Origin of the sequence: Ilyomonas limi, from assembly GCF_005233845.1 — a bacterium.
GTDB classification, from domain to species: Bacteria; Bacteroidota; Bacteroidia; order Chitinophagales; family Chitinophagaceae; genus Ilyomonas; species Ilyomonas limi.
Genome location: NZ_SZQL01000005.1, coordinates 250,288 through 273,753, shown reverse-complemented (window position 1 = coordinate 273,753; position 23,466 = coordinate 250,288). Strand labels below are relative to the sequence as shown.

22 protein-coding genes are annotated in these 23,466 nt (G+C 40.4%); 12 read left to right on the top strand and 10 right to left on the bottom strand.

Annotated features, from left to right (window positions below):
• The first annotated feature begins 82 nt into the window (after positions 1-82).
• On the top strand, positions 83-1,957 hold the full coding sequence (locus FC093_RS08780) for an LTA synthase family protein (protein WP_137261394.1): 1,875 nt from the start codon (positions 83-85) through the stop codon (positions 1,955-1,957).
• 119 nt (positions 1,958-2,076) lie between these two features.
• Here FC093_RS08780 and FC093_RS08775 read toward each other — a convergent pair whose 3' ends face one another.
• From FC093_RS08775 to FC093_RS08745, 7 genes are all read right to left on the bottom strand, one after another.
• Positions 2,077-2,544 carry a lipocalin-like domain-containing protein gene (locus tag FC093_RS08775; protein WP_137261393.1) on the bottom strand — a complete coding sequence of 156 codons (468 nt, stop codon included), beginning with the start codon at positions 2,542-2,544 and terminating at the stop codon, positions 2,077-2,079.
• A gap of 336 nt (positions 2,545-2,880) precedes the next feature.
• Positions 2,881-3,972 carry a hypothetical protein gene (locus tag FC093_RS08770; protein WP_137261392.1) on the bottom strand — a complete coding sequence of 364 codons (1,092 nt, stop codon included), beginning with the start codon at positions 3,970-3,972 and terminating at the stop codon, positions 2,881-2,883.
• Positions 3,973-3,978: 6 nt separating this feature from the next.
• Positions 3,979-4,347 carry a hypothetical protein gene (locus tag FC093_RS08765; RefSeq protein ID WP_137261391.1) on the bottom strand — a complete coding sequence of 123 codons (369 nt, stop codon included), beginning with the start codon at positions 4,345-4,347 and terminating at the stop codon, positions 3,979-3,981.
• A gap of 343 nt (positions 4,348-4,690) precedes the next feature.
• Positions 4,691-5,227 (bottom strand): nuclear transport factor 2 family protein, encoded by a 537-nt coding sequence (locus tag FC093_RS08760; RefSeq protein WP_137261390.1) that lies wholly within the window; start codon positions 5,225-5,227, stop codon positions 4,691-4,693.
• A gap of 45 nt (positions 5,228-5,272) precedes the next feature.
• The gene (locus FC093_RS08755) at positions 5,273-5,749 is read right to left on the bottom strand and encodes a hypothetical protein (protein ID WP_137261389.1); all 477 of its coding nucleotides are present in this window, start codon (positions 5,747-5,749) and stop codon (positions 5,273-5,275) included.
• Positions 5,750-6,041: 292 nt separating this feature from the next.
• Positions 6,042-7,052: a chitosanase gene (locus FC093_RS08750; RefSeq protein WP_206106536.1), complete on the bottom strand. Its 1,011-nt coding sequence runs from the start codon at positions 7,050-7,052 to the stop codon at positions 6,042-6,044.
• A gap of 3 nt (positions 7,053-7,055) precedes the next feature.
• Positions 7,056-8,375, bottom strand: a complete 1,320-nt coding sequence (locus FC093_RS08745; RefSeq protein ID WP_137261388.1) for a hypothetical protein — start codon at positions 8,373-8,375, stop codon at positions 7,056-7,058.
• 363 nt (positions 8,376-8,738) lie between these two features.
• Between FC093_RS08745 and FC093_RS08740 the strand changes: the two genes are divergently transcribed.
• Both FC093_RS08740 and FC093_RS08735 read left to right on the top strand, forming a co-directional pair.
• Complete coding sequence (locus FC093_RS08740) at positions 8,739-9,365, top strand: class I SAM-dependent methyltransferase (RefSeq protein WP_137261387.1); 627 nt, start codon at positions 8,739-8,741, stop codon at positions 9,363-9,365.
• 563 nt (positions 9,366-9,928) lie between these two features.
• The gene (locus FC093_RS08735) at positions 9,929-10,135 is read left to right on the top strand and encodes a hypothetical protein (protein WP_137261386.1); all 207 of its coding nucleotides are present in this window, start codon (positions 9,929-9,931) and stop codon (positions 10,133-10,135) included.
• Between the two features lie 659 nt (positions 10,136-10,794).
• Here the strand turns inward: FC093_RS08735 and FC093_RS08730 are convergent.
• Both FC093_RS08730 and FC093_RS08725 read right to left on the bottom strand, forming a co-directional pair.
• On the bottom strand, positions 10,795-12,162 hold the full coding sequence (locus tag FC093_RS08730; RefSeq protein WP_137261385.1) for an efflux RND transporter periplasmic adaptor subunit: 1,368 nt from the start codon (positions 12,160-12,162) through the stop codon (positions 10,795-10,797).
• Between the two features lie 36 nt (positions 12,163-12,198).
• Positions 12,199-13,632: a TolC family protein gene (locus FC093_RS08725; protein WP_137261384.1), complete on the bottom strand. Its 1,434-nt coding sequence runs from the start codon at positions 13,630-13,632 to the stop codon at positions 12,199-12,201.
• Between the two features lie 264 nt (positions 13,633-13,896).
• Between FC093_RS08725 and FC093_RS08720 the strand changes: the two genes are divergently transcribed.
• Positions 13,897-14,187, top strand: coding sequence for a GNAT family N-acetyltransferase (locus FC093_RS08720; RefSeq protein ID WP_137261383.1), 291 nt, complete (start codon positions 13,897-13,899; stop codon positions 14,185-14,187).
• A 208-nt stretch (positions 14,188-14,395) separates the two neighbouring features.
• On the opposite strand, the gene FC093_RS08715 is transcribed toward FC093_RS08720, so the two are convergent.
• On the bottom strand, positions 14,396-15,253 hold the full coding sequence (locus FC093_RS08715) for an AraC family transcriptional regulator (RefSeq protein ID WP_137261382.1): 858 nt from the start codon (positions 15,251-15,253) through the stop codon (positions 14,396-14,398).
• Positions 15,254-15,405: 152 nt separating this feature from the next.
• Between FC093_RS08715 and FC093_RS08710 the strand changes: the two genes are divergently transcribed.
• From FC093_RS08710 to FC093_RS08680, 8 genes are all read left to right on the top strand, one after another.
• Complete coding sequence (locus tag FC093_RS08710) at positions 15,406-16,383, top strand: phytanoyl-CoA dioxygenase family protein (RefSeq protein WP_137261381.1); 978 nt, start codon at positions 15,406-15,408, stop codon at positions 16,381-16,383.
• A gap of 72 nt (positions 16,384-16,455) precedes the next feature.
• Positions 16,456-16,680 carry a hypothetical protein gene (locus FC093_RS23725; RefSeq protein ID WP_170971031.1) on the top strand — a complete coding sequence of 75 codons (225 nt, stop codon included), beginning with the start codon at positions 16,456-16,458 and terminating at the stop codon, positions 16,678-16,680.
• Positions 16,649-17,266, top strand: coding sequence for an HAD family hydrolase (locus tag FC093_RS08705; RefSeq protein WP_137261380.1), 618 nt, complete (start codon positions 16,649-16,651; stop codon positions 17,264-17,266). Before FC093_RS23725 ends, FC093_RS08705 begins: the two co-directional genes overlap by 32 nt.
• A 103-nt stretch (positions 17,267-17,369) precedes the next feature.
• On the top strand, positions 17,370-18,674 hold the full coding sequence (locus FC093_RS08700; protein ID WP_137261379.1) for an NCS2 family permease: 1,305 nt from the start codon (positions 17,370-17,372) through the stop codon (positions 18,672-18,674).
• A 146-nt stretch (positions 18,675-18,820) separates the two neighbouring features.
• The gene (locus FC093_RS08695) at positions 18,821-20,221 is read left to right on the top strand and encodes a glycoside hydrolase family 140 protein (protein ID WP_137261378.1); all 1,401 of its coding nucleotides are present in this window, start codon (positions 18,821-18,823) and stop codon (positions 20,219-20,221) included.
• A 189-nt stretch (positions 20,222-20,410) separates the two neighbouring features.
• Positions 20,411-21,589, top strand: coding sequence for a thiolase family protein (locus FC093_RS08690; RefSeq protein WP_137261377.1), 1,179 nt, complete (start codon positions 20,411-20,413; stop codon positions 21,587-21,589).
• Positions 21,590-21,721: 132 nt separating this feature from the next.
• A complete protein-coding gene (locus tag FC093_RS08685) occupies positions 21,722-22,576 on the top strand; it encodes a universal stress protein (RefSeq protein WP_137261376.1) in 855 nt (284 codons plus the stop codon).
• A 198-nt stretch (positions 22,577-22,774) separates the two neighbouring features.
• Positions 22,775-23,203: a TerB family tellurite resistance protein gene (locus FC093_RS08680; RefSeq protein WP_137261375.1), complete on the top strand. Its 429-nt coding sequence runs from the start codon at positions 22,775-22,777 to the stop codon at positions 23,201-23,203.
• The last annotated feature ends 263 nt before the right edge of the window (positions 23,204-23,466 follow it).

Genomic DNA, 23,466 nt, shown 5'->3' with positions numbered 1-23,466 from the left:
ATAGAGGGCAAACCTGAGCGCTTTTCAGGTTTGCCTTTTTATTTTATCTCACTTATCTCCTTCTTAATCTTGCCTTTTACAAATGCTCCACAACCTGCTTGCTGCTTTTAAATATTATTGCTTCTGGCTCATTTTCTTTTTTATAGAAAGGCTGGTTTTTATCCTTTATTTCTTTCCTAAAACACGCTTGTTTGCAGCTACAGACATCAGTAAAGTAGCCCTTTACGGCTTGTGGATGGACCTTTCGATGGCGGCATATATATGTGCATTGCCATTGCTTTTTTTTATCGTTCGTATGTTTGTTCCTGCTATAAGGTGGGGGAAAAAAATATTGCGTATTTATACCATTATTGTTCTTTTTTTATGTGCCTTTATCGCTATTGTCAATCTCAATATTTACTTTGAGTGGGGCAGCAAAATAAGTTATAAAGTAGTGGAGTATGTTATACGCTTTCCTGAAGAAGCAGTTGCTTCCAGCAGTTCTTCGCCTGTATTTTTATCGCTTGCCATATTGGCTGTTTTAGTATTGCTTGGTATTTTTTTATATAAAAAAATAATGGTTTTTGCCAGAAGCAAACAGCTCAAACCTTTGCTGGCAGCCGCTTGCAGCGTATTATTGATTGGGTTGGAAATACTGGCATTGCGCGGCGGCTGGCAACTGGCACCCATGAATGAAAGTATGGCTTATTTCTCCAACAGTCCTTATCTCAACCATGCTGCCGTGAATACCGAATGGAGTTTTTTAAATGATATTATTAAAAATACCGGCGGTAAGTACGGCCATAAAAATCCGTTTATTTATTATCATAAAGAATCTACTGCTGATAGTATCGTACGCAGTTTATATGCTGTGCCGCAAGTTCCGCCACCCGATGTATTAACAACAGCAACACCCAATGTAGTCATCTTTATTATAGAAAGCTATACTGCCGATGTAATAGAAAGTTTAGGCGGCGAAAAAGGCATTGCTCCAAATATGGAGCAGTTAATTAAAGAGGGCATCTTATTCACCAATACGTTTGCATCGGGCGATAGAACCGATAAAGGAACAGTTGCGGTTTTAAGTGGTTTTCCATCGCAAGCCATTACCAGTATTCTTAAATTTGATAATAAACAAAAGCAATTGCCTGCTATTTCGCAAGTGCTGGCTAATGCAGGCTACAGCACTTCTTTTTATTATGGTGGTGAAAGTGAATTTGTTAATACAAAATCATATCTTTTAAGTCATGCTTACTCGCGCATTATTGATAAAAATAGTTTCGATAAGAAAGATATGAACTCCAAATGGGGCGCGTATGATGAAGTGGTTTTTAACAGGCAACTGGAAGATATGAATAAAGAAAAACAACCTTTCTTTTCTACCATACTCACACTTACCAATCACGAGCCTTTTGAACTGCCCACTACTGCGCATTTTGGCCGTGCTACGCCGCCTCAGATGTTTAAAAGCACTGCTTATTATACCGATTCGTGCATTGGCGATTACATGCGCAAAGCAGCACAACAACCTTGGTTCAATAAAACCTTATTTATACTTGTTGCCGACCATGGGCATCTGTTGCCCGAAAACAGATATGACATCAACAACTATCATCGTTTTCGTATTCCATTGCTGTTTTATGGCGGCGCCATTGCACCTGCATGGCGTGGTAAAAAAATAGATAAAACAGGAAGTCAAACTGATATTGCTACTACCCTATTGCACCAAATAAATAGGAATGCAGATGCTTTTGTATGGAGCAAAGACTTGCTTAATCCGGCTTCTAAATCATTTGCTTTTTATGATTGGGATAATGGTTTTGGCTTTGCATCGCCGGAACAGATTATCTCTTTCGACAACATTGGCAAGACCATCACTTTCAGAAAGAACAATGTGCCGCAGGCAGTGGATGATTCACTGCTGATGTATGGTAAAGCGTATATGCAAAGCGTGTACAACCAGTTTTTGATGTATTAATTTTTGATAAGGATGATATGGATGGAATGCTGATAAAACTGGTAGAGAACTGCAATTGCGACTGCCGGTATTAATGTTCTTCACCAACATTTTCTTTACATTAACAAAGCATACATAAACTATTTACTTACCCTTACATACGTTTCAATGTTCATCCTGTTAATGCCCGAACTTTCCACTTTTTCTATACCACTTTGTACAAGTGTATCATTGTGTATTTGTATTGTAAAAGGAAAATCATTGCCCTCCCACTCTCTTGCGCTGCAATACTCCAGATGTTCGGTATAGGTGCTGTCGTTCAAAGAATAGCTACCTCCACCTGCCGCAAAGTTTGCCGCTGAATCTTTACCCTTAGTAAGATCGTGTTGTAAAAAAGCAAAATGCGTGTCGTTAATAATCTTAATAAAGGAAGTATTTTTGGTATAATCGGTAATGGTAGTATCACCCTTTTCTATCAGCATTCCCGTAATGAGTTTCCAGGTTCCTGTTATTAGTGGTACCTCTTGTTTTGGTTGCTGTACCGTACTATTTGTTTGGCACGAAAGCATCATCGTACTCATTAATACAAAGCCTGTTAGTAGTTTCATGTATGGTTTAAATTTTTGCTAAATATAAGGTTTAAAAGGTTGCAGATTAGGAAAGAATACATTAATAAAAGACTGTCCATATATGCTTGTTTTATTATTCAATTGTCAATTGAAATAAAAGATAAATTTCAGCAAACAATCACCGCATACAGTGAAATGGCAATAGCAATTTTATAGAAAAAAGAAGTTGTTGTTTTATAGGATAAGATTTGCCGCTACAATATGGTTTAAATCTGTATCACTGCAAAATTACTGCCTTATGTTGTTGAGGTAAAACGAAATGAGCGTAGGCTTGTATAATACCTATCGTTATAAACAGCATTATTATACACCTATTCATCTCCTCTTCTCCGGCGTACCAAAGCCAATATTAATGGCGGGCTGATAAGATACATTGCCGTTTGCTATTACCAGATTAATAGCAAATTGCCCCCATAAACCATTACTGATATTAAACTGGCAACCTGCACCGGCTATAGCGCTGCTGCTATTATTTTTATATACATATTCAGCATCTATAAATCCTTTTATATTATTGCTGCCATAATAAAATCGTTCGCCTAAAGATGCGGTTGTTTGCCAGGTGGTACTATCTACAAATCCTAATTTGCCGCCAATTAGCAACTGACCTTTTTTGCCGATGGGCACACCCGCAGTAGTCCAAAAACCTATTTGCGAAAAGCTTAAATTTTTAATCAAAGAGTCTTTGGAAGATTGCAATGTAGCTATGCCTGCTTCCCATATAGGTGCATTCCAAAGCAGGTTCCGGTATTGTTCTCTTAATGCAGCCAAACTGTCGGGCGGAACGATGTTATCCGGAATATATTGTGTTTCAAAAGCAAGCAACTTGTTGTATAGCGTACTATCATTTTCCAACGCTTCTCTGAATTGTATAGGTGTCATAGCCAAATGATTTGCTTTTATGTATGCAGGTATGGCTTTGTCTTCCGCATTCACTGCAGCGCCTAAGGTAGTAGTAATGGTTTTTAGAAAGGAGGTATTGGTTCGTAAATCGGTTTTATCAATAATGGTAAACCGTATTCCTTCGGCAATAGCGTAGCTGCCATTGGTATTGGTAGAAGTACCAACGGATATACGCATTCTATACAAAAACTTGTTTTGGTTATAATCATTCAAACTGGCTTTGCTGTTGAGTAAAAGCGGGGAGATTTCTACCGATAAATCTTTAGGCAATACAGAACCACTGGTAAAAAAATAATCACCTACACTCAATGCTACTTTGCGAACGGATGTGGGCTTTAATATATTATTGGGGTCGGTACCAAGTATTTTAAAGGCAGGAGATTCGGGTATATAATAATCGAGATTTGCCCAGCCAGGTTTTATGCTGGTATCGCTTACCTGTGCTTTTGCCGATAGAAACACATTTGCTAAAACAATCATAATCACCCCTATCTTCTTATACATTTCCTGTTATTGAAGATGAAAAATGGTTTGGTGAGAAATAATGCCGGAGGTAGTAGTGCCTGTTAAAGAAATAATGGGTTGCAGGTCGGTGTTATCTTGTACAATAGCAACCTCAATATCAAAATTATTTCCGCCACCTTGCGGATCAAATATTTTGATGGTACCTGCAACATAATCGCCAATGTAACCGGATGGGTTGTTTGGCAAAGCAATAACATATGGATTGGCAATTTGCGAATCGCCGGTATAATACTCCAATACGGTGCTGCCATCGGGTGCATACACCGTCATAGAAAAAGAAACTACCTGCATGGAGTTTACTTTTACTTTAATGGAGATGGTGCCATTGTTGGGATTGATAGAAATACTGGACATGGAATAGGTTGTTTGGTGTGCAGAACATTTAGGAAATTAATGTAGCATCATGTAGCTCGTTATTCCGCAATTGCCGCTATCGTGTGGGGCTTTGTGCAGGTGGGAAAGTAGTATTCCGTCTGTCTGCAATGCTGCTGTTTAAAAATACAAAGTTGAATTTAAGAACTAAAGTTGGAATTTATTCGTCCCGCCCGGACTACAGCCTCCATTTGCAATCAGCTGATGTTTGCCGGTCAAGCCCCACTTGCACAAAACCCAATGGTTGTATGCAGTAAAAAAATTTTGCGAATGTTGTAAAACATGCTTTTTACTGAACGGATGGAGCTTTTGTTGTGGTGCGTTTCTATTTTTTATTTGTCCTGTTTGCCGGCGAAAACTTTGACCACCATTTCTCGTCATCAGATCTTGTGGGAATATGGGAAACGTGTACAGTGGCTGCTTTCCAATCTCCATTAATTTTTTGCATACCATATGTAAAGCATCCAGAACTTCGTCCGGTATCACCATTTGCTGCAATGTGTATGTGATCAAATTCTACCAGGTAAGAAGCTGCATCTCTTGAAAAAACGTGTATTTTATGGTTTTTTAAATCCCATTTCAATACCTTTTTCCATTCTCTTTCGAGGATATCTTTCCAGAGCAAATCTATTGTTAGGTAATCGCCCCAATAATAACCATCTCCAAATACGATAAAATCTTCTGTGTTGGCATAAAATGTCATTACTGCTTTGTAGTCAAGATTTTCCAAATCACTAGCATGTTTCTCTGATCGCTTGATAATATCACTTTTGATTTGCGCAATTTCAGCAACGGACAACTTTTCTTCTTTTTGGCGACAACTAAATAAAATAATGACAAATACAAAAAGTATCCATTTCATATTATTTACATTTAAGGTGGGGGTTTCAAATTTCTATAGCAACGCTTATTTGGCAGATTCAAACATTGTATATTCTTCATTTTGATATTTTTCCTGAACGAAATATTTGCCAAAGAAATCATCCCAAGTGGACTTATGTTCTGCTAGTACTTTTTGGATATCTTCACTCCAACTTCCATCAGGTGGAAAATAATGATCTCTTGTTTTTGGAGAGTCAAAGAAATAAATCAAAACAAAATCTCCTTTTTCTTTGGCTGTGTTGTCTGGTTTTCCCCATTTACCCGAGCCAGTTGGTTCACCGAGTTGTGCATTCCAACCCGAATGATATCGATATAAAGGAAGATATTCATTTTCCATCCATTCTTTAGCTTGTTCTTTTGTTATTCCTTTTTGAAGCGTTAAAAACCGAGGCGCTATTATCCATTCTTTTTTAGGTATCTCTCGTTCCTTTTTATTATTAATAAAGCCAAAGATTGCAAGACCAATAAGGGTAGTTATAATCCCAAAAAGAAAATTTTTCATAACGAATAGTTTTAGATTATTGAAGAGAGTGAATTGCACACAACAGGATGATTGTATTATCACGACTTAGCGGCTCCGTGCGGAATCTGCTGATTGCCTTTGCTTTAAATAATTGTTTAAGAAGACTGATGTAAATGTTTTATCTCAATTTTGATTTATTGCGGTTTACAGACTCTGCACAAAACCGCCGCTAATTTGCTTTTTGTAATATCTTCTAGGCGGCAATTGCAGAATGAGGGCTATGGTCATTACTTATTTTAAACATGCTTATGGTGAAATACAGCATACTTTTTTACGCAATGGTAATGCCATTAGCACTAATTGGTTTAGATAAATCCCAATTGCTACGCATCATTTGCTCCTGGAAACAATGCGTTCGATAAATCGTTTTTCTCAGCACCGGATTAGAATGACTGGCGAGCCAGCTTTGCCGTACTTCTACATAATTGTTGATCCATTCTTTTTCGTTACCACCGGCAGCAGGCACTGCAGTTACAAATTTTCTTCTTAAAAAGGGTAAAATACAGCCTGAATGAACATAGCTGTCGTAAATAACCAGCATACTTAAAGGCATTGTAAAACCGTTGGTAACAAACCAGTTGCCGGCAGGTTGATAATAGACTTTATCGAAAAAGGTATCCTGGCAGGTACGCATAATCGGGTCTTTTTTACCGGCATCAATTAATGCCTGGCAAAATGTAGCATCATTAGCAAGGCTTGGCTTGGTGCCTATGCGGTTTACATAAGGTTTTAATTGTGCAGCATATAGACCATTGGCACCCACATAAGCCTGAATCAGGGCTTTCAAATTGCCGAATTCGGTGGTTTGAGAGCGCCCGTATGTAACCTGCACACTGCGCGTTTTAGTCACAGGATCAGTATAATCATCATACTTTACCAGTCCCGAATAATTACCCTGCGCCGATCCTGTTTCAAATGCATTTACTACCTGCTGAATCTTGTTTTTTATTGCCGGCGTTATACTTGTCTGCGGCAGTACGCTGCTGTCTGGTTCAGATGTAGCAGTACTTGTTTCCGGTATAGCATTCTCTGTTGGCGATGATACTTCGGCAGAATGGTCTTCTATTGTTTCCAACATATTCAAACCGCCGCCCCAGTAGAAATAGCCTTCCTTGTCTCTATACCATTTTCCTATGGCTGGATTTGGTACTTCAGCAACTTCTTCCCCTTCAAAAGTATAATTCAGAAATACAATGCCCGCTATGTTATTGCTATCCGGCAGTGCGGTTGGAATCAGACTTCTTTTATTGAGTTTTTGTACGTTTACAACAAGCTTTTCCATAGTTTATCCTACAGCCTCCTCTGCTGTTGTATTAGAACGTACCGATACGCCTGCCGGCTGAACAGCAGCGCTATTGTTGGTATTAGTGTTACCTGCATCCGTATTGCTGTCGGGTCTTTTTCCCGAAGAGCGAAGACTGATGAACCTGTTTAGTAAATCGAACCAGAACGGAGCGCCAAGCGTAATGGCAAAGGCCGTAATAATCCAGCCTAAAAAAGAAGTGTTGTTGTAACTTCTAAAATCTATTTGTTCTTTCTTTTTTAAGCGTTCAATATCTGCCGCCCGTAACTGGCTGCGTAAAAGATCGAGTTGCGGAGATGTTGGGTCTTTGGCTTTAATGTTGTTAAATTGAATGGCTATGTTGTTTCTTGCCGTTAGTAGTTTTTTATAATCCTGCTTTTCCTTATCCGAAACCCAGCCAATGCCCAATATGCTGTTTGCCTGTTTAACGTCCTGCTCCACCATTGCATAGGCCGCACTATCAAACTTTGCTTTATCCAACTCATAGGTCTTCTTTACCTGCGGAAGCGTATCATATTTGCTTTGCGACTGAACAGCTAATTGCACCATTTGTTCTCTTGCGGTTTGATTGGTAGCAAGAATGTGATAAATTTTAATAGTATCTACATTGCCGGCGAGTGCTATGCAAAAACCCATCACAAAAAGTATACGCTTGGCCAGTCTGGTGTACCAGCCATTTGCCCTGTCCATCGTATCGTTGTACCAGTTCTCAAGAAGCTTTTTAAACTTGTCAATATCCTGGTTTGCATCTACATACAATTGTCTGAACTGATCCAGTGTTTCCGGCTTAATTTGTGCCAGTACGGTATCTACAGCACCTACCGTAACGATGGGGAGTTGATTCTCGGGAGTTAGATGCAGCTTCTGGTATATCGCTACGATTTCAGGAATGCTGCCATCGTAATAACGCCCTCTTAGAATCTTGACTATGGTGGATGAAAAATTTTCGGGATGTATATAGGAAGGTTTACTTCTTATACTACTTGCGCTTAAATATTTTATACTCGGATGCTTATAAAATGCTTTTGCCAATGAATTGGAAGGTAAATTACACGTTATAAATTTCCACTGATTTTTTAAACTGACAGCAGCTCTTATTAAAACGCTTATAACCGGATTGCTGGTTTTAACATCCAAACGCTGGCGGTCATTAAGCATTACGCGTACGGCTTTTACAAGTACGGCGGCTCTAAGGTTTAACAACCCGGCAATGGCTTCCTGCAAAATGGTAGCTAAGAGGCTATACAGCAGAAAGACAAAGGTTAATCCTAAAAAGACATCAATAGCTACATTGTTGAACATAAGCGTAATTTGAAGTTTGGTTCTTTCTTTTTAAAATTACCGTTATTACCATAAGAAAACCCGCACACCAGATGCTGCATACAGAAAACCGCACTATTAACAGGAAAGCACAGGCAATATATTGGAGTTGTTCATGGCTACAGGTTTATTGGTTAGTAAATGAAGCTTTAGTAGTAATCGTTGAATAAATGTAAATACATTTTTGGTTATAATAGTATGGCGGAGAATAATTTTTTACATATTTACTTTCGTAATTCCAATTGATATGTAAAGACCGATTAAGTCTTCAGGCTTTAAGCATTTAAAGCCATATGATCCCTATACCGTTTGCAGTTATGTTACATCCTTTAATTTTATCACCTTATGGATATACAGCAAGCCTATAACGAATGGGCTAAACAGTACGACAGCAATAGCAACAAAACGCGCGACCTCGAAGCAAAGGCATTACGTAATACATTGTCGGCTATTCCTTTTGATAGCTGCCTTGAAATTGGCTGCGGCACCGGAAAAAATACCGTATGGTTCATGGAGAAAGCCAGCACTGTCACCGCTGTTGATTTATCGGAGGAGATGCTTGCCAAAGCAAGAGAAAAAGTAATTAAAGATAATGTAACATTTATACAAGCCGACACTACCAAGCCCTGGCATTTCACCAATAAAAAATACGATCTCATCAGCTTTAGCCTTGTGCTGGAGCATATAGAAAACCTGGACTTAATTTTTAGCGAAGCCGCCAAAATACTCAATAGCGGCGGTTATGTATATATAGGCGAATTGCATCCATTTAAACAATACACCGGCAGCAAAGCCCGCTTTGACACTGCCAGTGGAGTACAGGTAGTACAATGCTATAACCACAACCTGTCCGACTTTGTGCAGGCTGCAAAAAAGAGCCACCTGCTGGTAGCAGATATAAATGAATATTTTGACGAAGATAATCGCACTGCCTTACCGCGCATTCTTACTGTTTTGTTTAAAAAGAGTTGATATTATAATATAGAGGAGAGCGCTTTTACTTAAGATAAAACAAATAACATTCGCTCCAGTACAATTGTAAGGTAAGTCCCTCCATCATGGAGTAAACAGATTACTTATAATCCTGAAAGATTACCTTTTCTTCAAAAGTGATTGCATTTATAAAGGCGTTTATCCTCCGCTGCAGCCAGCCTGTATAAAACCACAATTGCTACCTGTTTACCTTAACTGATAGTTAATAATTACTACGAATGCAGCTGCTTAAAAATTTATGCCCTTCATTATCAATGACTGAATAAAAAGCTTGTATTTTTTGCTTGATTTTTGAGTATAGAGTACCAGGTGTATATTTCCTGAATATGTGTTGTTAACCTATGAAAAAACGAACAGGAAATCTGCCGCATTTGCTTGTTGCTGCCGTACAATAACTAAATGAAAAAGGAGTGATTGTACCAGCTTTATTGGATCTTGTGGGTAGGGAGGAGTGTACAACGGGTGTACATTCCTCACACTGCCTGAGCAGCACAGGCATCTCAAACTTTTTTATTTTATTCATTTATATAAAACAGTGAGCTATGGAAACAAAACAAAATATGCAGGAGGAAAAAGGTAATATACATAATACACCCGGCAGTGCATCGCTGCCAAAAGGCAACATAAACGATACCGGTGTTAAAAATGGTATTGGCATTTCTGATGCACCCGGTAAAAAGAACAGTATTTCTAAACAGACCGGTAATAACCGGAGCAGACCTTTTTCCAACGAGAGACCTATTTTTTAACGATAGCTTTTACCCAGGCAAACAAGAGGTGTTTACAAATATGTTGTAAGCACCTTTTGTTTATAAGAAATTGTTTTCGAATATTAACGGAGTGCCCGCACCAGCCAGAAAATTGAAAGTGTCAGTTAACAATATTCTTGTATTGAAATAGACGTTGAACCGGATATATTTGAAAGGCACTCCATAATTTTTTATTTAGCTGCCACTCTAATTTATATAACATTATTCCAAAAATGGAACTGCATCCTAAGCAAAAATTTATATACTTACTCATTTTCAGCACTTTAAATACTGGCATTTTGCTTGGCTACTGTGTGGCATGACTGACATGTATATTTTAATTCCGGTTTTGATAGTTGCTATCTTATTCTTTTTGCCTGCAACTTCGGTTAAGCGCTTCAATTGTTATGCAGCCGGAAATCAGGACCACGATTTAGTGTTTTAGTACAACAGACAGATGCTTTCAAACCGGTTTTCCTGGAGCAAAAATTTATATTGATTCAAACAGAGTCTCTGCTGAACGATAAGCAGCAACTTAAAACGGCAATCACCATTTGCCGGGATACAGCATAACAGCAATTTTAATATTACAACAGCCCTAACATAAAAATAAGAGCCATGCAAATGCGTGGCTCTTTTCATTATATCACCTTCAGCTTTTATTTTTTGAAACCTTGCACCAATTCGTCTTTGGATACCACTTTTACTTTATCGCCATTTTTCAGATCTTTGCTTACTACATCATAAGGGCCGGTTACCACCTCGTCGCCGGCATTGATACCGCTAAGAATTTGAATGTAATTTAAATCCTGTATGCCGGTCTTCACTATGTGCTGCTTTACTGTACCATCTTTTTGCACTACAAACACTACTTCATTAATATCGTCGGTGCTGGCAGCAGTGGTATTATTGTCGTTATTATTGTTGCTATTGCCGTTGTTATCGTCACTTTTTTGGGTACTGTTGTTGTTTTTATCGCGTGTAGTTACGGCATTCAGCGGTACACTCAATACATTCGCTTCTGTGTTGGTTTTTATATCGGCGCTGCCTGTCATGTTAGGGCGGAAGGGAAACGGCTTTCCTTTACCCATCAGGTCGGCATAGCTCTCGGGCAGCAGGCGTATGTGCACTTCGTAGTTGGTAACGGTAGTAGTGCTGCTCGTGGCAGAAGTAGCGCTGGTAGAAGGATTGGCAATTTTATATACCACTCCTTTAAACTTACGTTGGTTATATGCATCCACCTCCACATCGGCGCTGTCACCAAGCCTTACTTTGGGTATATCATTTTCACTTACATCCACTTGTACTTCTATGCTGTTCAGGTCGGCAATGCGCATCATTTCGGTACCCACATTAAAGCTGTTGCCGGCTACACGCTCGCCCTTTTTTACCGATAACAAGCTGATTACGCCATCCATAGGTGCCGTAATGGTAGTACGGCCCACATCCTGGCTGGCACGGTTGAGGCTGGCAATATTTGCCTGCACATTGGCTTTGCTGGCCTGTATGCCTTTGAGGGCAGCCTGATAATTGGCTTGTGAAGAAAGATAAGCTTGTTGTGCGGTTTCAAATTCTGCCTGCGAAATCACTTTATCATCCAGCAGTTGCTTGTTGCGTTTGTAAGCAGCTTCTGCCTGGTCTAAGGTAGCTTTTAAAGCACCTAATTGTGCCTGCGAGTTGGCAACCTGCGCCTGCGACTGTGCCACAACGGCAGCAGCCTGGTCGCGCTGCGAACTGTATATATCGGCATAAATACGCGCCAGCACCTGCCCTTTCCTAACAGTATCCCCTTCGGCTACATTCAGCTCTACTATTTCGCCCGAAATATCGGGACTTACTTTTACTTCTACTTCGGGATATATTTTGCCACTGGCGTTTACCGTTTCGGTAATGGTGCGGCGCTCGGCCTTTTCGGCAGTTATTTTGGTACCTTCATCTTTACCTATTGCGCCGGTAGCCTTTAGCACCACCAACACTACTATCAGCAGTACTAAAATTCCAATAATCCATTTTAATGTTTTGCTCATAAAAAGCTTGCTTTATAAAATAAAAAGGTGCGGGTTTTATAACTGAACTTGACCGAATTTGTAATACTCCAGCAGTTTGATGCGAAAAATATAATCGTAAAAAGCCGATGCTTCATTGATTTTTGCTGTTTCCAGATTGTTTTGCACTATCAGGTATTCGCTGGTGGAAAGCATCCCTATTTCATATCTTTTTTTACTCAACTCATATGCATACTGGGCATAATTGGCTGCCTTCTTATTAGCACTGTATTTTTGAATAGCTGCCTCGGCATTGGCACGTGCCGTAAAAATATTTTGTTGTAAAGTTTGGTTGTCCTGTGCAAGCTGCAGCTTATAGTTTTCCACATCCAGCTTGGCGCGCTCGTAACTGGTACGTGCCTGTCGGCCATTGAAAAGGGGAATATTTAATTGCAGGCCGATAGACTGATTAAGGTTGATAGTACCTAACTGGCGTAAGTAAGGTGCTTTATTATAAAGCGTGGTATAGCCGGGAGCGGTAGGATAATATTTTTGTCCGTCAATGTCAATCACACCTAACGTATCCACTCTGCCGCTGGGTATCACACCGGCAAATTGCTGATAGGTGCTGGCATAATTGCTACCAATGCTACCAAAAGCAGTAATGGAAGGATACATGGCGCCTTTCGCAGCTTTTACACTGTATTGCCCTGCTATGATGCGCAAAGAATCTACCTGCTGCAGTGGTTGCGTACCTTTTGCAATCTCATACAATTCTGTCGGTTCCAGTTCACTCAATGGCGGCAACGGTATTTTATTTACATCAGGCAGGCTTACTTCAAAAGGTTGTGAAGCATCGAGGCTAAGTAAAGCAATCATCTGCAGCTTGTTGCTTTCCATAGTACTTACAGCCGTAATATAATTGCTGCTGTCTAATGCCAGTTGCGATTCTAACTGGGCTACATTCAGCGGCGGCATAGCGCCCACATCTACCTGTTTTTGTGTAATAATGCGTTGCGAATCGGTAAGATGAATCTGCGCCTGGGCAATATTCATTTGCTCAATAGACAAAAGTAATTGCAGGTAGGCAGCCACTACATTCAATCCCACATCGCTACGCACGCGATCCACATCCACACGGCTGGCTTCTTCATTTACCTGTGCTGCTTTTCGCTGGTTTTTAATATTAAAAAAATTAAAGAGCGTAATGTTGGACTGCAGGTTATAACTCTGAAAAAATACATTGTTGTTGACAAACTGGTTGGAAGTGGGGTCAATGTTGCGGCCAAACTGAAAACCGGCATTAGTGCTAAAGTTTAAGTTGGGAATGGAAGCAGCTTTTGCCAGCTTGGTTTGCAACGCAGCAAGACGCGACTGCACATCGCTTTGCTTTACCGAAATATTGTTTTGCATGGCATAATCCACGGCGCGGCGCAAGTCCCATTTTTCCGATTGGGCGGTTAGTAAGGTAGGTATGATAATGCAGAGCAGTATCAATAAACGCTTTGTCATGCAAACAAAAATAAAAGATAGCCACTGATGATTGCAGAAAAAATAGATAAATGGAAAAAATAAAGCGCACAGTGGCTTTTTTGACAAGGATAAATGCAGCTAAAGCATGATGAACGGTGAACAGTATTGTTTGAAGTATGAAAATAAACAGCTGAAAAAGAAAGCGCGGAGTTTAATAAATCAGCAACATAAGTGTATTATTGTTGCTGTAGGTTTTATTTTGGGTAATAAGCAAAACAATTTCATTTTAAACTATATTAATTTATGGCTTACGAAAACATACCACTTCATGTAAATGCTGCCCAACATCGTTTTGAGATGAATATTGATGGCGAATATGCTTTTATCATCTACAGGCAGTCAGGCAATACTGTAAATCTAATTCATACCGAAGTTGCTCAACCACTCGAAGGCCAAGGTGTTGCTGCTACATTAGTGAAAAAAACATTGCAGTATTTAGAAGAACATCACCTCAACATGGTGCCTTCGTGCCCTTATGTGCAGCATTATTTGCGCAGGCACGCAGAATGGAACCGGCTTGTGGCAAATGAATAGGAATAAGGTAAAATGTTCTTTCAGGATAAAAAAATACAATTATATAAAAGATCTGCCTGTGGGCAGACAAAAAACAGGAGTTAAAAGAGATTTCGCAGCGTAGCTTGATAAAATTCACTTTTACGTTAACAATTAAGTTGCTTAAAAAGTACCAATACAAGTCTCTGCGGAAACTCTGCGTGAACGCCCGTTCCCGGCGGTGAAAAACTCATACATATATAGTAGCTATTCTGTGCTTCTTTTTAAACTGCGAAGGATTTTCGCCGGTGATTTTCCTGAATAACTTATTGAAATAAGAAAGACTATCAAAACCTACTTCGTAGCAAACCTCTGATACTGTTTTATCTTGCAGTAATAATGTTTTGGCTTGTGTAATGCGGTACTGATTTACAAAATCGGTAAAGGTCATGTTGGTTTGTTTTTTGAAATACCGGCAAAAAGCAGCCGTGCCCAAATGCACACCGGCAGCTACTTTATTTACATCCGGCGTTTGGTTGTAATGGGCGTGAATATATTTGTAAACAGAGCCCATACGTATCTTATCATTTAAAAACAATTTGATACTGGTGTCTTGTTCATTTAATTCTATTACTTCATCAGCGTTGGCAAGCAGTTGAAAGATTTCCAATAAACAAAGCAGTTGCTGAAAGTGATTCAAGTCCTGCATGTACTTCAGTTTTTCTGCAACAATATGTTTTGTTTTACCACCAAACGATAAGCCCAAATATGCTTTATCAAACATCACTTTTATGGCTTCAAGCTCCGGTGTTTCTTTAAATGCATCGCTCATAAAATTTTCTTTTAACTGCACTACTATTTGCCGGTATTCTGTTTGCAAACCATAGTCAAAATTGAGGTGCGGAATGTTGGCACCAATCAACACCAGATCGCTATCCATAAATGAAGAGATGTGCTGCCCAACATGCCTGATACCGGTAGTTGCCTCCACATATACCAACTCATACTCAGGATGATAATGCCAGAAGAAATTGTTTCTTAAGCTGGGTTTAAACAGCTTGAACGATTGTCCGGGATTGGGTAAGACAATCTCTTTCTGAATTTTCATGTTAGCTGCTATATTTTTCTATAAAGCTACTATTCTCGTCCAAAAAAGAAGAAAAAAGTCAATACAGAGCAAATAATGGTCATTACAGGTATTTGCTCCGGCTGTTTATAAACAGAGCTTTGTGTTATTCAAACAACAATAAAATACGCTATATGGAAACAGCAACAATGGCGCCCACCATGGCACCAGCTATAACAAACGCACACAAAGACATTCCCGGCAATCCATCTACCTCCAAGAGCAGCAAAGTAAAACTGAACGACCGCAGCAACGGCAAACCACTGCAAATATTAAGCGAAGAAGACTGGCAATTTTGGATTGAAAACGGCTACATCGTTATTAAAAATGCAGTGCCCAAAGAGCAGGCAAAACGGCTTGCCGATTTCTTGTGGGAGTTTGAAGAAAAAGACCCTAACAATCCCGAAACCTGGTATGCACCACCACGTGCCGAAATGAAGATGAAAGAACTGACCAATACCGGCATGGTGGAAGTATATAATCATCAATACTTATGGGATAACCGTCAATATCCAAAGGTGCATCAGGCATTTACAGATATTTGGGGAACCGAAAAGTTGTGGGTAACAATTGATAGAGCAAACCTCAACTTACCTATCCGCCCCGGTTATGAATACAAAGGTTTTATTCATTGGGATTACGATCCCGAAACAAAGCCACAAAATGTGCAGGGCGTGCTTGCATTGGCAGACCAGAATGACGAAAATATGGGCGGTTTTCAATGTGTGCCCGAGTTGTACAGAACGTATGACACCTGGAAGTTGAGACAACCCGAAAACCGGGATCATTTTAAGCCTGATGTAACCGGCTTTGAAATCGTGAAAGTAAAAATGAATGCCGGCGATTTACTCATCTTCAACAGCTTGCTACCGCATGGCATACGCGCCAACAACAGCGTCAACAAAGTACGCCTGGCACAATACATTTCGATGATGCCGGCAGAGGAAGATAATGAAGCATTACGCGAGTGGCGCATTTCGTCGTGGATGGAAAGAAAAGCACCCGAAGGCTATGCGTTTCCCGGCGATCCGCGCGGATGGGAACGCACTAAATACCAGACAGCCGTATTAACCAAACTTGGAAGAAAACTGCTGGGTTTGGATAAATGGTAGTTGTCTAAAATCTATTTAAAGAACAGCAATGGCAAATGTTGTTGCTGTTCTTTTTATTTTAAAACTTATTATATGTGTACAATAATACAAGGCGAAATAAAAAAGAGCTGTTGCAGTTGTGGTGGTTTTTGCAAAAGCCATAAAAAGTTAGCAGAAAAAATGAGCAGTATTACTAAGATGAACGAAGCTGTTACTTCTATTATACTTTTGCAAAAAGATCAGTCATTACAACATTCAACCAGCGCAGCAGATACGGCAAAGCACTATGAAAAAAGCAATCATTTTCGATTTGGATAATACGATATATGGCGTGCCCACTATTGCCGATGGATTATTTGCTCCACTGTTTCAATATATAAAAGAAAGCGGCGCACACGATGATAACTTTGAAGCAATTAAAGCGGAAATTATGCGTAAGCCTTTTCAGGTGGTTGCGGCTATGTATCATTTCAGCGAAGCATTGACGAAACAAGGAATGGAACTGCTTTCTAATATCAGCTACAAAGAGCCTATTCAATACTTCAGCGATTACGAAGCAGCAAGAAACATTACCTTAGAAAAATACCTGGTTACTACCGGTTTTATGCAGTTGCAGCAAAGCAAGATTGATGGAATGAACATTAGCAAAGACTTCAAAGAAATCCACATTATTGATCCGGCAACATCAGCTACCACCAAGAAGGATGTTTTTGCAGCTATCATACAAAGACATGGCTATCACATTAATGAAGTATTGGTAGTTGGCGACGACCTGCACTCCGAAATAAAAGCAGCGCAAGACCTTGGCATAGATGCCATAGTGTATGATAAATACAACCTTCAACCCGATGGAATGGCATTGCCAAAAATTAATGACTTCACGCAACTGATGCGTTTTATATAACCGGTGTTTAGCAGTTTGTTGTTTGCATTTAAAATACAAACCGCTATAGAAAACAGGCAGTGTGCTTTTCTATACCTATCTTCCGGCTTCAACCAGCTTTTGTATGCTATCTTATTTTGAGCTAACGAAAAACAAAACGACCTGGCAAACCGAAGTGCTGGCTGGCGCTACTTCTTTCTTAGCTACTTCGTATGTCATTATCGTTAATCCTTCTATTCTTAGCCAGGCAGGTTTACCATTTTCAGGCGTATTGACAGCTACAGTGCTGGTGTCTTTTTTCAGCAGCCTGATGATGGGTTTGTATGCAAAAAATCCAATACTCGTGGCACCCGGTATGGGGCTGAATGCCTTCTTCACCTTTACTGCCGTATTGGGTATGAAAGTGCCGTGGACGGTTGCATTAGGCGCCGTGTTTTGGGCAGGCATTTTATTTCTTATACTATCTGTATTCAACATCCGCACTTATATTGTTAAGGCCATTCCGCGCCCGTTGCGCTATGCTATTGCTGCCGGTATTGGTTTGTTTATTACCCTGATTGGTTTTGCCAATGCAAAATTTATTGTAGCTAATCCTGCAACAATTGTTGGTATTGGCAGGCTCACGCCTGCCCTTCTTACCTTTCTTGCCGGTTTACTGATAACGGCTATATTAGTTATCAGGCAAGTGAAGGGAGGTATTTTACTGGGAATTCTTTTTACTACATTAATTGCTTACCCGATGGGTCGATGGTGGGCATTGGATACAGCACCGTTAATTAACTGGCAGGGATTGTTTGCAGCACCAGACTTTTCACTTCTGTTCAAGCTCGATCTTATACACTCCTTGCAATGGGCAATAGCACCGGTTATTTTTGCTTTTGTATTTACCGATATGTTCGATAGTCTTTCTACGTTTGTAGGGCTTGCTGAAGCTGCCAATTTGCTGGATGAAAACGGAGAGCCGAAAAATGTACAACGTGCTTTGCTGACCGATGCCGTAGCTACTACCTTAGCAGGATTAGTAGGCTCCAGTCCCGGAACTGCTTACATCGAATCGGCAGTAGGCATAGAAGCGGGCGGCAGAACTGGCTTAACAGCCGTGACTGGTGCAATACTTTTTTTACCTTTTTTGTTTTTAGCACCGCTATTATCCGTAGTGCCCTCTATTGCTACTTCGCCGGCATTGGTGCTGGTAGGTGTATTTATGGTAAAGCCGGTGGTCAAAATCAACTGGCTGCAATTAGACGATGCAATACCTGCATTTTTAGCGATGGTACTCATTCCTTTCACTAATTCCATCACACAGGGAATTATTTGGGGCTTTTTGTCGTGGACGGCTATTAAACTGGTGATGGGTAAAAGCAAAGAAGTGAGTGTTACACTGATTATTATAGATGTGTTTGCGATTGTTGCATTGGCGTTGGAGTAAATGGAGCATTACACGTTATTGATTCATTTATAAGAATAAACGTTTAAATGTATTGCATCAGTAAATCGTAAATGGGTTACTTTTATTTCGCACATCAATTAATTTCAATTTTAGAATATTAACCACAATCACTTCATATTTTTTCTATGCGATTGCTTATTACTATTTTCAGTATCCTTATTTCCTGCACCTATTTATCTGCACAATCTTTATTCGGGCACGGACGATTACAAGTAACAAAAGACGGGCACTATCTTCAGTTTGCCGATGGCACACCTTTCTTTTGGCTGGGCGATACGGGTTGGGAGCTGTTTCACCGGCTGAACTTAGAAGAAGCTAAACAATATTTGGATAACCGCGCTGCCAAAGGTTTTACCGTTATACAAGCAGTAGCCTTAGCAGAGTTTGATGGCTTGCGCAAGCCCAATCAATATGGTGAAGTACCGCTAAACAACTTAGATCCAACCCAACCGAACGAAAAATATTTCACTGAAATGGACAGTGTTATTCACATGGCAAAAGCACGCAATTTGTTTATTGGTTTGTTGCCCACATGGGGCGATAAAGTAACGAAGATGTGGGGCACAGGTCCGGTGGTGTTTGATAGTGTAAATGCTTATACTTATGGCAAATGGATTGGCAATCGTTATAAAAACGAGCCAAATATTATCTGGATTTTAGGCGGTGATCGCCCGGCAGTACAAGACAGCAACGACTGGCGCCCGGTATGGCGTGCCATGGCAAGAGGCATTATTGAAGCTACGGATCACCAATGCTTTATCACCTATCATCCATCCGGTGGCGATAATTCCACTTCGCAATGGATACACCACGAGCCCTGGCTGGATATGAATATGTTTCAATCGGGACATGGCAGCGGGCACGATGTAGCCTGCTGGGATTTGGTAAAACGTGACCGCAGTTACACACCCACAAAACCTACTTTGGATGGTGAGCCCAACTATGAAGACCACCCGGTGAATCCCTGGCCTAAATGGAACCCGGATAATGGATATTATCGTGCTTACGATGTGCGCAAGCAAACGTATCGTTCGGTGTTTGCAGGTGCTTGTGGCGTTACGTATGGCCATCATGCTATCTGGCAATTTATGAATGCGCGGGAAGAAACAATTAATTATCCCGACCGTGGCTGGATCAATGCAATGGATCGTCCCGGTGCTTACCAGGTGGGATACTTACGCAGGTTGATGGAATCCAGACCCGCATTGGGGCGCATACCCGATAGTTTATTGGTGGCGGGTGGCTTAGGTATTAAAGGCGAACATATAGAAGCGTTTCGTGGAAGGGATAATAGTTATGCCATGATTTATTTGCCGGTTGGAAAAACGGTTACGATTAATACGGCTGCTTTGCCGCAGCGTTTGATTGCCTGGTGGTTCAATCCACAGGATGGCAAAGCACAGCAAGCTGCTATTAATACAGCCCAGGGAACTATTACTGCTACACCGCCAACTACCGGCGTTGAGAACGATTGGGTGCTGGTGCTGGACGATGCAGCCAAAGGCTATGGCGCACCTGGAAAGTGATATGTTTAATATCGTTTTTTAAGCTTGAAAATGCTTACACCTTATAAACGTATGTATTGGTTACCAAGCTTTTCCTCAGCACGGCCTGCAGTAATAAATTATACAAACTGCTCCTGTAAATATAACTTCCCTTACACCATTCACACGGCCTCAATTGCTTATTTTTACTACACAAAAAATAAATAATAAATGCAGGAAGCATATATCGTAGCCGGTTTTCGTACAGCGGTTACAAAGGCTAAAAAAGGTGGCTTTCGCTTTTACCGCCCCGACGATTTGGCCGTAGAAGTAATAAAAGGATTGATGGCAACAATGCCGCAATTGGACACCAAACGCATAGACGACGTAATTGTTGGCAATGCAGTGCCCGAAGCGGAGCAAGGCTTACAGTTCGGACGTATTATCGCGGCAAAAGCATTAGGTATAGAGGTACCGGGCATCACCATCAATCGCTACTGCGCCAGTGGATTGGAAGCCATTGCAATAGCAACTGCCAAAATACGCACTGGCATGGCAGCATGTATTATTGCCGGCGGCACCGAAAGCATGAGCCTTGTACCTACTGCCGGCTGGAAAACCGTGCCTTCGTACAACATTGCCAAAGACGAACCCGACTATTACTTAAGTATGGGCTTAACCGCTGAAGCCGTAGCTAAAGAATTTGGCGTAAGCCGCGAAGCACAGGATGAATTTGCTACTGCATCGCACCGAAAAGCAGCGAATGCGATTGCAAACGGCTATTTTAAAGGAGGTATTTTGCCCATAAATGTAGAGCAGGTTTATGTAGATGAAAAAGGCAAGCGTAAAACAAAAAGTTATGTAGTAGATACCGATGAAGGCGTGCGCCCTGATACGACCCCCGAAGTGCTCGCTAAATTAAAGCCAGCCTTTGCACTAAACGGTAGCGTAACAGCAGGTAATGCATCGCAAACGAGCGATGGTGCTGCCTTTGTAATGGTGATGAGCGAACGGATGGTAAAAGAATTAGGTATCCAACCTATCGGCCGACTGGTAAATTGTGCCAGTGCAGGCGTGCATCCGCGCATCATGGGCATTGGCCCGGTAGCCGCAGTGCCCAAAGTATTGCAGCAAGCTGGCATGAGCCTGAATGATATAGCGTTAATAGAATTAAATGAGGCTTTTGCTTCGCAATCTATTGCTGTTATTAATGAACTTAATTTAAATACAGAGATAGTGAATATTAATGGTGGAGCTATTGCATTGGGACATCCATTAGGCTGTACCGGTGCTAAGCTGACGATACAAATATTGAATGACATGAAGCGATTACAAAAAAAATATGGCTTGGTAACAGCCTGCGTAGGTGGCGGTCAGGGTATTGCGGCGGTGATTGAAAATATAGAGTGAGTTTCACCGCAGAGAACAAGAGAAATTAGAGTTTACATTAAGCGGATTAACCTTCATGCAAACTCTATTTACTCAAGTCCTCTTCGGTGAAAAAATCAACATAGCAGTTTCACTTTTATTAAAACTTCCTTCATGAAAAATATGCTTGTTCCGGTTGATTATTCTGATGCTGCCAAAAATGCACTTCATTATGCATTAGGTTTAGCAAAACAAATAGAAGCCGATAAAATCATTTTGTACAATGCCTTTCAACCACCGGTGCCTGCAGATTCTATAAGCATCACTACCGATGGTAACTTTAATACCTTAGGCTTGTACGACATGGAGAGTCTGACAGAAAGCAATAAAGTACATTTAGAAAGATTAAAGCAGGAAATCACCGAATCCTACGGCAGCGATATTGCAGTGGAAACCATTAGCGAATTTAATTTACTGTCCGAAGGTGTTGCAGAAATTTGTCGGTCGCAGAACATTGCATTGATTGTAATGGGCATTTCCGAAGCAGATGGATTGAGTGAAGCATTGGTGGGCAGCAACAGCCTGGATGTAGCCAAACATGTTATAACACCGGTAATCATTGTGCCACGTAATGCAGCATACAGGCCTATACAACAAATCTTATTTACCTGCGATTACAAAAATGTAGCGGAAAGCGTACCTGTAGCATCACTCAAAAACATACTTGGTGCTACCAATGCGCACCTGCATGTATTGCATGTAGATGCTAATGCAGAAACACAGGAGCATTTACAGCAAGCCGCAATTTTAAAGAATTTATTACACGACGTTGCAGCCGATTATCATACAATACAACACGATAATTTTAAAGAAACAGTTGATCTATTTGCAGCACAACACAACATTGATCTGATAATAGCCATTCCAAAAAAGTATGGCTTTTTCCAAAGCTTATTTCATCATAGCTATACCAAGTTACTGGCTTTTCACAGCCATATTCCGTTGCTGTTGATACATGAGGAAAGTTAGTTTCATATTCAACGTTTGAGTTTGGAATAATGCGGAATTGTAAGTTCAATAAATAAGTATTAATTATATACCCTTTCACCCCAACTCGCGAACCCGTAAACTTGCGAACTCATGAACTTCCGACTTTAAACCTGTGAACTTTAAACAACAAAAATCTCCCGGCATTATCCTTGTTTATACTCACAACAAAATAAACCAATGATGTATAACACCTACATAGACACAGCGGATAAAGCAGTTTGCCACTTGTTTTTGCACTGCTGCTTTAGAGATGGCAACTTCAGCGAAGCAGAAATAGATAGTGTATCTGCAAAATTTGTAACACTGGGCTTACAGAAAGACCTCAACTTCAAAGACGAACTGGTGCATTACAGGTCTTACAAAGACACCATTGCAGATGAACGGCAATATATACAAGACCTCATTAGCCAGATAAACCCTACGAGCGAACTGGCAGTGTATTCCTATTGTTTAGAGTTGGGCTTAAGTGATGAAGCGCTGGAATTTGGAGAGGAAGAGTTGTTGAAAACGATTGGTACTGTATTAAAAATTGATGCCACCGAGCAGGAAATTGCCCGCAAAATATTTTTGCAACGACAGCTGGTAGCAGCGAATAAATTTTTCTAAATTTTAGACTTGATATATAACTTAAAATAAGGGGCACAAAACTTTAATGATTAATGTTTAAAGCAAGTGTAACGCTGGCAGGGTTCAGAGTCCTGTCAGCGTTTTTATTGAAAGACTGATGAATATTTGAAATAAATTCCCCACTAACCTATACGCTTGTAAGCAGTTATACCACTTTCAATTAGGTTACCTTATATAGGCGGCAAGCGTTGAACTACGAGTTTTGAGATAGGCAGTATATTATGCTACTTATTTGAAAATCG